Here is a 12,929-nt window from a genome sequence, read left to right as displayed (position 1 = left end):
CCGTAGGGACTGCGGGTAGAGCCTGCTAAGATAACTGGTGGATACATCGGTGTTCGCAGGAATCTCCCACTTCAAACAGTCCGTTAGGACGTTAAGTGGTGAGTAGTTCAACATTGTTTTATATACTCTATTTCAGACTAACTCTTAGATAAATATAAGGTAAGATTTTAATAATTTTTCACAGCATTTCCCCACATCATCTAAAAGCATCAACTTTTAGACAGTTGAAATTTATTTTCGTTCTTTGTGTTCGTTTGTTTTGTAAAATGTTAAATAAAATTGAAACTGCATCCTTCTAGTTAATAAGTAGTAATTAAAAAAATAATAAAAAAGAGTGCTATTAAAATATGCACTCTTTCAAAAGACTTTACCAATCTCGATGGTCACCATGATCATGCTCACGATCGCGGTCATGATTACGTCTACGACGACACTCATCACAATCGCAGTCACGTCTACAATGACAGTCGTTAAAATCGTTTCTTCTTCGTCTACGGCCGCAACCGCAAAATACTAAATCATCCCAGAATCTATTACAATCTCGAGAATGTCCAAAATTATTATCCCATCCCATAGATATGATTCCCTCCTCTAAAATAGAATTCATCATATTCTATGATTAAAAGGTAGAAATAGTTTGTTTATTAGTCCATGTTTCAAACTAATAATATTTCAATTTGCAAGTCTATCTCACGCCTTATCTTTCCTTAACAGCAAACAAGACGCCACCCAGATCACGGCAGCACCTACGATAATTGCTATACACTTAATCAAAATCATTTATCCTCACATTATTTATTTCTTTGTTTCCATACCCCATTCTCTTTACGATAAGTATTCTTCCCATTCATGAATCCAGCTGTACTACCAGGGATGCTATATTTCTTATTCTTAGTCTTCTTCTTCATCCTCTTTTCTTCTTGAACAGCCTGCAAATCCACCTTCCATTGTTTTAACAAATCCTTTTTACGTCGCATCGAATTTGTACCCCTCAGATTAAAATATAAATCCATTAATCATATTATATATATTTATGTTTTATTTTCAATATAAAGAGAGCACCCTCGCTGTTGGCACTCTCAATGTGAATTGGGGTTTATTCTGAGCATTGAATAGGACACGAAGCACTCGTCCTATTACATTATATGCTTGTCCTTATCAGAATGTGCAAAAAAAAAGCACCCTCGCCCAGGCGCCAAAAGATACATATACTTTGAGGTAACTAACACGTTAGAAAAGACCCTTCCATATCATTGTATGATTATCGATTATCTTTATACCTAGATGACTCATTAAATACGTTTAATGTGTAATTTCTATATAACTAGGAAAAAAGCAACCGTTATGGACGTTTTCCTCATCTTACCTACTCAACTACATAAAATAGCTATTTTGTTCACATTTTTGATACATTTATGAAACATTCATGTGTTATCTTCAGTAAGTTCTTTTCTTTTCATAAACCGTGTGGATTATACCAACACAAGAAGCTCTAGATCCCTAAATCTAGGGCTCCTTCGTTTAAATAACTATTTCGCTCAATCATGTATAGACAACTATATATTTAGGTGTTAAAATATTATTGTGATTCCCAAATGGCTTCACATACGACTTTTTTTCTTCAATTATGGGGTTCTTACGCAAGAGTAAGAACTATTTTTTTTATTAGTACTTTTAAAAAATTATATGTACATATTTTCATTATTATAATTAATATATTAATATTTTTAAATTTATAGGGACAATAATTTTGTTATATATTTGTTTCGGAATGAGTGCATTTTTGAGCTTAATAAAAGAATTTCGAAAACCACAGATAAACCGGTTCCTGGTTTTAGTTGATTCTATAATTTGGCTTGGAGTTTTATTCCTAGTAGGTAGCATCTTCATCTCCTTTTAATAACGGTTCTAGTTCCTCCCAACTCTCTTCAAATAAGTCGCATTCATTAGTAGACTTAACTATATTTCTCTGAATCCATTACCTGTCTTATTCACTCATATCGTATCCTAGATAATTTACTGCACTTCCTTACGACCTACGAATGACTTCGTAGTAGCTTCATGCCTCTTTTAATCCTTGAGTAAAAAGTAACGTTCTTAATCCCGTTCTTTCTGCTAATTCCAAATGCACTGCGTACCCTTTTCCCTTCTTTGCTGTTTCAAATGAATTCATACCATTTTTGACCCGTTTGAAGAAGGCCGACTGGCTTATTTCATTCCGTTCAGCTATTGTTATCATTCTAGAATTAATGCTACTTTTTCACTTTACATGTTAAAAAAATATTCGGATGGTAGTCCAAATATATATTATTAATATTAAGCTGGTTCACGTCAGAGGAAGGTACCTTAGGTTGTCTTTTTTTATTTTCCCTCGACATAATATGACAATATACGAATTAACAATTTGCTATTATTATCTAGAAATCTTACATTTATCTACAAATTATTATTGTATTTTTAATTTTTTAAATGTAAAATATTTCAATGTAAATACATACCATTTAGGGGGATGAAGAAATTTATGAAAAAATTATTAGCTTCAGCAACAGCGGTAACACTATTAACAGTGGGGTACAGTTCTGCTGCATTTGCAGAAAAAAATCCAAACGACAAGAATTGCAGTCACTTTAAAAACAAACAAGAAGTTATGGAATTTTGGCACAGCAATGGATACAGCGCAACTAATGATCCTCATGACTTAGATCGTGACAATGACGGCTTACCTTGTGAAGTGAAAAAAGGAGACTACGATCAATTTTTAGCTAGCAAACAAACTACTAAAAAAGATGAAAACAAACCTCAAGAACAACCTAAACAAGAAAATACTAAACAGGAAAACACTAAACAAGAACCTGTTAAACAAGAAAACACTAAGCAAGAGAATTCAAAACAAAATAACCAAACAACAAATAATAAACAAGAACAAACTAAGCCTCAAACAACTGTAAAAGAAACAAAGAAAAATACTAATACAGTTGTGAAAAAAGAAACGAAAAAACAAGGTGAAAAATTACCTAATACAGCATCAAACGGTGTTACAATGATGTTAGCAAGCTTAGGATTAGCATTAGCTGGATCAGTATTAATGTTCCGTCGTAAAAAGACAAACGCATAAAATAGTTCCTTAAAACGGCAGGAGAAATCCTGTCGTTTTCAAATGGAGTGATAAAAGTGAATAAAAAACAATGGATAGGCTTATGTTTAACTGTTATTGGACTTACTATCTTTTCCTATTATTTTCTAGAATGGTATAGTGCTAGACAATCAGCGGAGTCGTTAACAACTAACGAGGCCAAACAATATGAAACCCCCACACCTTCTAAAGAAAATGAAACGCAAAACATCAATCAAACAGAGATAAAGACAGAAACTGAAAATGAAACTTCATTACAACCTGAAGAACCTGCACAAATTCCCGCTTCAAAGGTAAACCATCAGTTAGGAGATAAAGTAGCATATTTAATTATCCCTAAAATACAAAAGAAATACTCTGTATATTGGGGAGCTGATGATAAAGTACTAAAAAAGGGTGTAGGTATGTTTGTTAGTGACTTAACTACTACACCATCTGGAAATGGTCATACAGTTTTAAGTGGACATAGAGATACTGTTTTTACCGAGCTTGGTCAATTAAAGGAAAATGACCAACTTATCGTGGAATATGAAAATAAAACATATACATATAAAATTAACAAGCATTGGATAACAGATTCAGAAGATCGAACAGTTATTGTAGAAAAAAGTGAGCCGACATTAACATTAACAACTTGTTATCCTTTTGACTATATAGGAGACGCTCCAGATCGGTACATAATTGAATCATCTCTACTTTCCATTCGGTAAGGATGAGAGTCCAAAAATTAAAGTGGTTTAAGTAGGAAGAAGGCACCTTTGGGTGTCTTTTTTTATGAGTAAGAAGTACTGCCAAGATGCGAAGAAAAATAGGTCATAAGACAAAATTTCAGCCTGAAAATTCTAAACTATCTTTTTTATTTCCTTTCGACATAATATGACAATATCCTTATATATAGTTTGTTATTATTAGCTTGGTAATCTTATATTTTACATAATTGGAGGAAGAAACGTGGGAAAAATATTTAAATTTGGATGCCTAGGCATTATAGCTTTATTTGTAATCGGAATAATTGCTATGGTCGCTGGTGGTGGAGACTCAACAGAAAAAACTTCAACAGACACTAAAGCAGTATCAAAAGAAGGTGTATCTTCTGATGTAAAAATCGCTGTAGGATCTATGGAAACAGTAGATTCTGTGGGTAATGAATATACAAAAGAGCAAGCACAAGGTGTCTTTAAAATTTTAGAAGTTACACTTACTAATAATCAAAAAGATGCTATTACTGTTGATGCTAATAGTTTTAAATTAGTAGATAACAAAGGACGTGAATTCACATATTCAACACAAGGTCAAACCTCTTTTGACTTATCTAATGGTGGTAAAACTGACTTCTTCTTAAAACAATTAAATCCCGGTCTAACACAGACAGGTAAAATTGTATTTGATATACCAAAAGATGCTGAAGGTCTTTTCTTAAAAGCTAGTGGCGGCATGACAGGTAAAGAAATTAAATTAAAAGTAGAATAGGAAAAAGGCACTCGAAAGAGTGCTTTTTTTCTCAACAATCAACTTTATTTAACGAGGTAAAATAATACTTGAATTGGTATCTAATACCATATTATGACGGTTCAAATTGTAAGAAGGCATCTTTAGGTGTCTTTTCTTTTGTACATTATATCTATTACGTGCTCATTGATTTTTTATGTACGTTTGATATGATTACTGTAGTAGTATTACAGTAATAGCTTGTGTATATAATAAAAGAAGAGATGCGCTAACATCTCTTCTTTTTACTGCTACCGTCAGGGTGGTGGTTATATCATTTATTTTTTACGAAACCCACCCTTTTGCTTTGGACGGTGAAGAGCAGTGGGGTTTTTGTTATCTTTTTCTCAAATTTGTTTCCTAAAAACATACACAGAAACTTCACGTACAATGGCTTTCACAAATTCTTTTAGAAGCTCAAACAAAAACTCCATAGATATATCACCCCCTTTCCTTCCAAATGGAAAGAAGGGATAACCAATCACCCTCACAATATACAGTTAATCCTCTTCTATCATACTAGTACAATCTCACCAATATAAAAAAAGACCACCATTAGGCAGTCCTTTTTGGGTAGTTTTAGAGATTAAATTATAACATATTAATATACGAATCATAAATATATTTTCCCCAAAGATACTATAAGCTTTTTAAAATTCTTGATTTCTCAATCTTCATTGCATAATGAATTTTCCTATAAGGATTAACAAATAACATTAAATTTATCAATCCACTAGATTATTGAAAAAAACTGGTTATCCATATAATTATTTGGTAAAATATAGATATAATTTAAGAGGGTAAAGTTAATATAGATCAACTAAGAAATGCTAAGAAAATGTTTTATTGCATAAAAAAAGGCTCCATTGCTGGAGCGCTCAAAATAAAATAAACAAACGAATTAAAACAAGAAACAGACAATTTAATTATATAGACAAAATATAAATAAATCTATATATATGCAATATTGCATGTAATAAACCTTTATTTATTGATGCTATAATAGACTTACTCGACGATTATTATATTTTTTATGGTTTTTATGTAATACAATACCTCCTTAACACCAAGTGTACAAGTAAAAGAAGACATCTTAATCGATGTCTTCTTTTCTTATATAATAACAACACAACGACATTATGAAAGTCTTCTTCTCCTGGAAACAGAATGAAATCCACTATGTTAATACAAATGGTTGGTCTTAATTCTGTATACTTCATCCCCTGAGTCATTTGGGAATAATACATGCCTGCCCAGTAGAACAAAGATCGCTCGATCATGTATTTTTTGTCGCGAACCTGTATCTCTATATTTAATTTTATACCACTATTAAGGGTAGCTCGCAAATCTAAAATAGACAATTTATCATCCTTTTGTTCCCTTGGAAGATGTGGATCATCCAAATGCAAAGAAATGATTTCCTCATCTAAAGAGGATTGTAATACCGCATTAAGAAAACCAATGAGTATCTCCTCGTTTCCTTCTACTCCAAACAAGCGCTTGAAAGCAAAATCAACTCGTAAATTTACTAGATTTTTTTTCATAGATGTATTCATATTCTCTTCTACCCTTCTTTTAGTTAATTGGATATAAGAAAAAGATAGAATTAAAAACTCTATCTCTTTCAATCTACCTATTTATGAAAATATCAACCTACTTTATAACTTTCACAATCTCTGAAATACAGGTTTAAATCCCGCTTGCATTGTATCATCTAGCCCCTTACCTTGCGTTGGGTTCCATGCAGCTATGATTACGTTATAGCCCACTCGCTTTAACTCTGTCGCAAAGTCTATAAGAGCTTTTCTTACTTTTTGATTCTCTACTAAATCCGCATCAAACGCTAAATAGACTTTTTCTACACCCATATCTTTTAATACAGGCACTGCAATTCGCCAAGCATTTACACCAGGGTTCTTACCGCCTTACCCGCCCTACTATGCGGTATACGTTACCGTGACATTCTCGCATAAGAACGTTTCACTTATAGGTGTACTAACCCTCTTCGATATGCGGTTGTCAAAGGGGTTGTATATTAAGAATACCGTTGATTTCATTATGAAAATTCTCCCTATTTAGTCCCCATTTTTGTCGGCATTTTGTCGAAGTTTTCAAAAACATAAACATTCCAATTTATTATATTTTTTCTTTTTTTAATAATATTTGTATCCAGTTCAGGTAATAATATCATATAATTAAAATATTATATTTTTATACAAGTAAGGATGGTTAGACATGACTGTACAACAAGAAAAAGTAACAAGGCGCGTGGTTTGTAGGAAATGCAAATCAGATCAAATAGTCGGTAATAAGCGTGGTTATAATTTCAAAAGGGCGTTTTTTATTCTGTTTCTTCTGTTAGGTACACTTATAACTATTGGAATAGTTTCAAATTTTTTATATGTTATAGTTCCTCGAAATTCTATGGATGGAGTTGTTGGACTTTCTGCAATTGTTGGTCTTCTTATTATACTTCTAGGACCACCGATAACTTTATTCAGTGGATTTGTTGGTAGAAAAAATATTGTTAATGGTTGCATGAATTGCGGACATACATGGATGCCTAAAAAATAAAACATAAAAAGCCAAATGGATAGTTAATTACAAACTGTTAATTTGGCTTTTTTTGTATTATTAAATCATCCCTAAAGATGTAGCGATCAATCGAATCGCATTTTTCTTCTTATAATAGAAGTGATCTTTCTTCATCGATAATTCAGTGTAAATAAAGCTGTCTTTCGGTTTATCTGCGTTTAAGTACTTTTTCTTGATGGTTTCAGTCTAAAACGTATTGTAAAGCCTTACCGATCTGCTTGAACTTGATATTGCTAATATGTCTCGTGTCTCTAATCTCCGGAAACAAACTGATTCCTTCGTGTTTTAGCTCCACTTCATTTTCAAAACGAGTTTTCAACGTGCGGTATTCCTTTAGTATTTTCACTACTTCTTTCTGATAAAGGATTCTCTAAAGCAGGTAATTGGATAGCAATGCTTAGAAGCATAGTAACAGTTCTGCTAACATTGTTATTATCAGTGTTTTTAACACTAACTTTAATTGTTGGCTATGCATTAAGTTAAACATCGTTCCCCGTGAATAAAACTCAATATTCCGTCAATAATATAGATAGGCGATAGCCCAAACCCATTTAATGAAGTCCCTAGTCTTTCCCCTTGTTCCCCCTTGGAGAACCGAGCAGTTAGCTTTTGCTAGCTGCTCTTTTATTTTCTGCAATTGGTTACACTTACCTGATGTTTTTAACGTAATATTAAGTTACGATATAAAAGAATAAAATATATTTGGCTGTTATACCATTACCCTAGGAAACTAGGGTTTTTTATTTCCACAAAATGAAATTTTTATTAAATTGCTTATACTTTATTTCTCAACTACAACGGATAGAATTATAATGAAATGAATGGTAATATATAGACATCTCAATTACGTTAGAGCTTGTTTCCTTGCAAGCTCTTTTTTATTAAAATAGCGTTTTTGTTTAAAATAACAGCTCTAAATAAATTGGATACATTTACCAGTATGCTTACCACAACATTCATGTTAAAATCCCTTGTGAGTACGACATAACTCGACCTATGAAGCCCTGCAGCCATTATCGCAGGGCTCTTTTTTTATTAAATTAACGTTTTTGTCTTACTCCTCAACCAAATAAAACTGCGTTAAAATTAACCCATAATTTGTAAGGAGGTATATGAAATGCTCTCACCATATACATGTGTATCTTGTGATCAACCTCTTATACAACACGATGAACATTCGTTTATTCATTACTGTACTAATCCAAATTGTGAAGAAGCAAAATTGCACTCAGCTCTGTTGGAAGAGATGGGGTTGTGAATCCTATCTCTTTTTCTTTCCAATTAGGATTTTGTTTAAAATTCATTAACCTTATTGATTCCTTTGCATACAGTATTATTACAAAAAATTCAATAAGTGCTCCGGTCTAGTTACCTTGAATTTCTTGCAAACCTTGTGGGAAGAATCCGTTTATAACAAACGGGTTCTTTTATTTATTCATCATAAAATAACTATTTTGTTCACTTTTTTGATACATTTACGAAACATTTATATGTTATCTTCAGTAAGTTCTTTTCTTTTCATAAAATTGTGTGAGTTATACCGACACAAGAAGCCCTAGATCCCTAAATCTAGGGCTCCTTCGTTTAAATAACTATTTTGTTCAATCTGATGTATATACGACTATATATTTAGATGTTAAAATATTATTGTGACTCCCACATGGTTTCACACACGACTTTTTTTCTTCGATTATGGGGTTCTTACGTAATAGTAAGGGCCATTTTTTTTATTTAGTGCCCATAGCCAGTAAATCCGAAACCCATATTTCTCCTTTCTAATTCCAATAATGCATCTTACTGCAACGTTTAAATTTGAGTAAACAAAATAACAATCCAATTAGAATGAATAGTTTTCTTTTTTTATTAATCCCTATATTTTGTTATTATTATGTTAATAACTATTAATGAAGGAGTTTTTCGAAATGGGATTAATGGATTATATCAAAGGGAAAGAGCATCGGCAAAACGCAGAAAAATTGCAAGATGAACTGAATGTGCTAAAACAAAATATCAATCAAGTTGACAAAATGACCGCGTTAGAGCTTTCGAAATATATTGAAGAACAAAAATCAACGTTAGCAACACTACAAGAGGAAGTATCATCGAAAGAACATGAAATAAAAAACCTCGAATTAAAAATAGCTGGTTTATTGGAACAGTCTCTCTCTATTGAAGACGAGCTTTCCATGGAAAGCTTCGGACTCTACAAACCTAGATATTCCTTTTCATCATCATTGCATTATAAAACAAAGCTTGATGAAATTAGGAACGAGCAGAAAATAAAAATAAAAACAAAAACTGCTGTTAATTACTTTAAAGATTGGACTGTTGATGGAAACAAAGCCAAAGGTACTAAAATGACGAACGATAATATTAAATCTATTTTGCGTTCTTTTAATAACGAATGTGAGGCCGCTATCAATAAAATTACCTATTCAAATTTTGATAGAATTGAAAATCGCATTCGTAAGTCATTTGAACAATTAAACAAATTGTATAGCACTGTACGAGTTAGTATCGATTACGATTTTCTAAATCTTAAACTTGACGAATTACATTTAGCTTATGAATACGAGCTAAAAAAACAAGAGGAGAAAGATGCACTAAGAGAACAACGTGAGCGTGAACGCGAAGAAAAAGCATTACAAAAGGAAATTCAATCCAAGAAAAAAATTATTGATAAAGAGATTACTCACTTCAAAAATATGATTTCTGAACTTCAAGATAAACTAAAAGGGGCAGCCGCCGAAGAAAAGATGGAAATTGCAAACCAAATTTCAGAACTTGAAGGTAAGGTTGTTCAAGCTGAGAAAGATAAAGAAGAACTCGATTATCGAACCGCAAACGCAAGCGCCGGTTATGTTTATATCATTTCTAACATCGGTGCGTTTGGTAAAGACATTGTAAAAATTGGCGTTACTCGAAGACTTGATCCATTAGAAAGAATTGCTGAGCTAAGCAGTGCCTCTGTTCCATTTAAATTTGATGTTCATGCACTTATTTTTAGTTACAATGCATATAAATTAGAGAGTGAACTGCATAAGTATTTTGACAAACAGCGAGTAAATCGAGTGAATCATAGAAAAGAATTCTTCAAAGTGAAAATTGATGAAGTTGAAAAATTACTTGAAACTTATAAAGATTTGACAATTGATTTTACTAAGGTTCCTGAAGCGGAAGAATATCGTCAAGGTTTATCAATACTTAATGAAACGAAAAAATAACAAAGTCTTATATCGAGTTCTTTCCTTGATAGGACACACACATTTCTACAGCTCTAGATTTTCCACTCACATGAAGAAGTGTGAAAGACAAAAATGGTGAAGTGAAAAATAATCTTTAGATTGGCGTCCAATACATATTAATAAAATTAAAGTGGTTAAAGTCGGAGCAAGGCACCTTAGGGTATCTTTTTTCATTACCATTCGACATAATATGACAATATACAGATTGACAGTTTGTTATGATAGTCCAGGAAATCTTACATTTTTGATCCTAGGGGGATACATATTATGAACAACAAACTATTAATCGCATTTACAAGTTGTGCTTTAATCATGGGATTAGCTGCATGTTCATCTAATGAAACAGCAAGTACTTCTAACGATTCTAAAGCTGAAGAGAAGGTTCAGAAGGCTGAAGAAAAAGAGAAAGCGAAAAAAGAAAAAGAAAAGAAAGAGCAAGAAAAGAAAGCTAATGAAGAACAGAAGAAACAACAAGATGAAGCTAAGAAAAAAGAAGAACCAAAACCAGTTGTAAATGTAGATAAAGCTACATACGAAAATGAAGTTAAGCCTACTATTGATGAAATGATAAAGGAATATGATGAAATTTGGAACCAGGACTGGAGACCTATTTGGGGAGAAGCAAGCAAGGACCCTGAATCTCTTGACAAGAACGCTTTAAAAGAGAAAATGGAGTCAGTTGCAAATCGATATGATGCACTTTCCAAGAAAAATACAGAATTTAAAAGCTCCTCAAAGCTAACTGATCCTGTATTAAAAGAAAAGATTGAGAAATTCAGAGTGGAGTTTGGACTAGCAACTAACTATAGAAGTAATGCCGGAAGAGCTGTAAATCAGGGAATAAAAGGTTTAGCACCAATGAAAGACAGAATGAATGAAGCTCAAAAATCAGTCAAGCTTTCTGATCAGAAACTAATTAATGCTGTAGCTAGCTTAACTGAGGTAGAATCAAAATTAGGAGTAAGTCGAAATTAGGCACTCGAAAGAGTGCTTTTATTTTGCAGATTAATACATATTTGGGAGGACTGCAAATGAAAATATCTAATAAAAAATTAATTTTTGGTGGTATAGGTATATTAATTTTACTTTTTATAAGAGGTCTACATAACAGCCATAAGATGTATGAAGCAACAACTGAACCTTATAGGACTTTTGATGTAGTTGGTGAAGCTATCGCTGGAACACTATCATGGTTCTGTATAATTACTCTTATTGCCTCAATTATTTTTCTTGTTATTGCCTTGGTTAGAAAAAAACAATTGGTAAAAGAGAAACGACCATTTCTACGACCTTTGATTACATTTGGCGTATCAGCTGCATCTTTTATCTTACTGATCATAATAGGAATGGCATACGCTCTTGAACATTATGCAAGTAATGAACAGGCCACTTCACAATTAAAATCCGAAACCAATTATCAGGAAACGGAAGATAAATCTAAAGAGATTGATAAATTAAAAGGTGATATATCACTACTGGAAACCAAAAATAAAACTCTAGATGCTGAAGTGAAAAAATTAAAAGAAGAATTAGCTAAGAAAGAACAACAAGTACCACAAGAACACCCTAAAAAAGAAGAAGTAAAACCCGCACCTCAACAACCTGCTTCTCAACCGGAAAAGAAAGAAGAACCTAAGCAACAACAACCTACAGGATCATTTGTAAATCCAGTTAAGGATATCAATAAAACTGAAGCTATAAATAAAATGAAAGTAAAAGCAAAGCAGGACTTCAAAGATGATTACATGACTCAAAACTTTGTTGCCGGTGAACAAACTAAAGCTTACGATTTCTTATATGGAGTTGAAATAAAATCACAGGAAGAATTAAATATTATGAAAAATGCATTAAGAGACTTTCCTAATGATTTCATGACAGCCAAGTTTGTTTATGAAGAACAGATAAAAGCTATGAACAAGCAGTAATAAGATACTATGTTGTTCATTTTTACTGGATCGAAAATATGGATAAGTACGGTAAAACACCATTTGGATGGGAGTCCAATACATATTATTAAAATTAATGTGGTTCAAGTCGGAGGAAGGCACCTTAGGGTGTCTTTTCTTTATGGAAAGTATTAAAAAAAGACACCTAAAAGAGTGTCTTTCTTTTAAAATAAACATACTATTGAATCCAACCCTCATACTTAGCGACATATCCCCCACCATCTTCATTGATTTCTTTTAAATACCAATACACTGTCCCGCCACAAGCTTGTTCAGTAAAAGTAGTAGCAAAAATTCTTTGGGGATTTCTCACTTCTCTTACATACTTACCGTTTTCTTTGTCATAGCATCTTGCTAATTGTTTTACAGAACTTGGTGTATTAGATCCATTTTCTGTACTTGCTGACGCTGCCCCATGCCCATCAACTTAAAAGTGTTAACTATCCCCAAAAGTAAAAAATGCCATCCTTTCTTTATATTCGTGATAGAATATAAAGAAATTGAATGTTTTTTCTTAATATT

At 32.5% G+C, this 12,929-nt stretch carries 11 protein-coding genes and 3 pseudogenes; 8 read left to right on the top strand and 6 right to left on the bottom strand.

Annotated elements, in window-relative coordinates:
• Nucleotides 1–367: 367 nt before the first annotated feature.
• Together ACS2CR_RS31310 and ACS2CR_RS31305 are read right to left on the bottom strand one after the other, a co-directional pair.
• Complete coding sequence (locus tag ACS2CR_RS31310; protein ID WP_002164663.1) at nt 368–574, bottom strand: hypothetical protein; 207 nt, start codon at nt 572–574, stop codon at nt 368–370.
• 217 nt (nt 575–791) lie between these two features.
• Nucleotides 792–977 (bottom strand): hypothetical protein, encoded by a 186-nt coding sequence (locus ACS2CR_RS31305; RefSeq protein ID WP_098641287.1) that lies wholly within the window; start codon nt 975–977, stop codon nt 792–794.
• Between the two features lie 1,544 nt (nt 978–2,521).
• On the opposite strand from ACS2CR_RS31305, the gene ACS2CR_RS31300 reads away from it, so the two are divergent.
• The 3 genes from ACS2CR_RS31300 to ACS2CR_RS31290 all read left to right on the top strand — a co-directional run bounded on the left by ACS2CR_RS31300 (nt 2,522) and on the right by ACS2CR_RS31290 (nt 4,603).
• Nucleotides 2,522–3,115 carry an excalibur calcium-binding domain-containing protein gene (locus ACS2CR_RS31300; protein WP_098641286.1) on the top strand — a complete coding sequence of 198 codons (594 nt, stop codon included), beginning with the start codon at nt 2,522–2,524 and terminating at the stop codon, nt 3,113–3,115.
• 56 nt (nt 3,116–3,171) lie between these two features.
• Nucleotides 3,172–3,843 carry a class D sortase gene (locus ACS2CR_RS31295; RefSeq protein ID WP_098641285.1) on the top strand — a complete coding sequence of 224 codons (672 nt, stop codon included), beginning with the start codon at nt 3,172–3,174 and terminating at the stop codon, nt 3,841–3,843.
• A 241-nt stretch (nt 3,844–4,084) separates the two neighbouring features.
• Nucleotides 4,085–4,603: a DUF4352 domain-containing protein gene (locus ACS2CR_RS31290; protein ID WP_086398051.1), complete on the top strand. Its 519-nt coding sequence runs from the start codon at nt 4,085–4,087 to the stop codon at nt 4,601–4,603.
• 1,118 nt (nt 4,604–5,721) lie between these two features.
• On the opposite strand, the pseudogene ACS2CR_RS31285 reads toward ACS2CR_RS31290, so the two are convergent.
• Together ACS2CR_RS31285 and ACS2CR_RS31280 are read right to left on the bottom strand one after the other, a co-directional pair.
• Nucleotides 5,722–6,177: pseudogene (locus tag ACS2CR_RS31285) on the bottom strand (Rpn family recombination-promoting nuclease/putative transposase); the annotation flags it as partial.
• Nucleotides 6,178–6,288: 111 nt separating this feature from the next.
• A pseudogene (locus ACS2CR_RS31280) lies at nt 6,289–6,534 on the bottom strand (DUF3854 domain-containing protein); the annotation flags it as partial.
• Between the two features lie 322 nt (nt 6,535–6,856).
• On the opposite strand from ACS2CR_RS31280, the gene ACS2CR_RS31275 reads away from it, so the two are divergent.
• Entirely contained in the window at nt 6,857–7,195 is a 339-nt protein-coding gene (locus ACS2CR_RS31275; protein WP_016083187.1) for a hypothetical protein, read from the top strand.
• 60 nt (nt 7,196–7,255) lie between these two features.
• On the opposite strand, the pseudogene ACS2CR_RS31270 reads toward ACS2CR_RS31275, so the two are convergent.
• Nucleotides 7,256–7,583, bottom strand: a pseudogene (locus ACS2CR_RS31270) (ArpU family transcriptional regulator).
• 750 nt (nt 7,584–8,333) lie between these two features.
• Here ACS2CR_RS31270 and ACS2CR_RS31265 point away from each other — a divergent pair.
• The 4 genes from ACS2CR_RS31265 to ACS2CR_RS31250 all read left to right on the top strand — a co-directional run bounded on the left by ACS2CR_RS31265 (nt 8,334) and on the right by ACS2CR_RS31250 (nt 12,386).
• Entirely contained in the window at nt 8,334–8,474 is a 141-nt protein-coding gene (locus ACS2CR_RS31265; RefSeq protein WP_000951033.1) for a hypothetical protein, read from the top strand.
• A gap of 664 nt (nt 8,475–9,138) precedes the next feature.
• Nucleotides 9,139–10,440 (top strand): DUF4041 domain-containing protein, encoded by a 1,302-nt coding sequence (locus tag ACS2CR_RS31260; protein WP_098640052.1) that lies wholly within the window; start codon nt 9,139–9,141, stop codon nt 10,438–10,440.
• A 288-nt stretch (nt 10,441–10,728) separates the two neighbouring features.
• The gene (locus ACS2CR_RS31255; RefSeq protein WP_176545309.1) at nt 10,729–11,436 is read left to right on the top strand and encodes a ribonuclease; all 708 of its coding nucleotides are present in this window, start codon (nt 10,729–10,731) and stop codon (nt 11,434–11,436) included.
• Between the two features lie 371 nt (nt 11,437–11,807).
• Nucleotides 11,808–12,386, top strand: a complete 579-nt coding sequence (locus ACS2CR_RS31250; protein WP_260857193.1) for a hypothetical protein — start codon at nt 11,808–11,810, stop codon at nt 12,384–12,386.
• A 199-nt stretch (nt 12,387–12,585) separates the two neighbouring features.
• On the opposite strand, the gene ACS2CR_RS31245 is transcribed toward ACS2CR_RS31250, so the two are convergent.
• Entirely contained in the window at nt 12,586–12,720 is a 135-nt protein-coding gene (locus ACS2CR_RS31245; RefSeq protein ID WP_309567808.1) for a hypothetical protein, read from the bottom strand.
• Between the last annotated feature and the right edge of the window lie 209 nt (nt 12,721–12,929).

Origin of the sequence: Bacillus cereus group sp. BceL291 (assembly GCF_051776705.1) — a bacterium.
Classification (GTDB): domain Bacteria; phylum Bacillota; class Bacilli; order Bacillales; family Bacillaceae_G; genus Bacillus_A; species Bacillus_A cereus.
The sequence above is the reverse complement of the archived record's forward strand: the minus strand, read 5'-3'. Positions and strand labels throughout refer to the sequence as shown.

What these genes read in the sequence shown, in the direction of transcription:
- ACS2CR_RS31310 (WP_002164663.1), bottom strand. Translation starts at nt 574, where the DNA reads ATGGGATGGGATAATAATTTTGGACATTCTCGAGATTGTAATAGATTC.
- ACS2CR_RS31300 (WP_098641286.1), top strand. Translation starts at nt 2,522, where the DNA reads ATGAAAAAATTATTAGCTTCAGCAACAGCGGTAACACTATTAACAGTG.
- ACS2CR_RS31250 (WP_260857193.1), top strand. Translation starts at nt 11,808, where the DNA reads ATGGCATACGCTCTTGAACATTATGCAAGTAATGAACAGGCCACTTCA.
- ACS2CR_RS31305 (WP_098641287.1), bottom strand. Translation starts at nt 977, where the DNA reads ATGCGACGTAAAAAGGATTTGTTAAAACAATGGAAGGTGGATTTGCAG.
- ACS2CR_RS31255 (WP_176545309.1), top strand. Translation starts at nt 10,729, where the DNA reads ATGAACAACAAACTATTAATCGCATTTACAAGTTGTGCTTTAATCATG.
- ACS2CR_RS31275 (WP_016083187.1), top strand. Translation starts at nt 6,857, where the DNA reads ATGACTGTACAACAAGAAAAAGTAACAAGGCGCGTGGTTTGTAGGAAA.
- ACS2CR_RS31265 (WP_000951033.1), top strand. Translation starts at nt 8,334, where the DNA reads ATGCTCTCACCATATACATGTGTATCTTGTGATCAACCTCTTATACAA.
- ACS2CR_RS31260 (WP_098640052.1), top strand. Translation starts at nt 9,139, where the DNA reads ATGGGATTAATGGATTATATCAAAGGGAAAGAGCATCGGCAAAACGCA.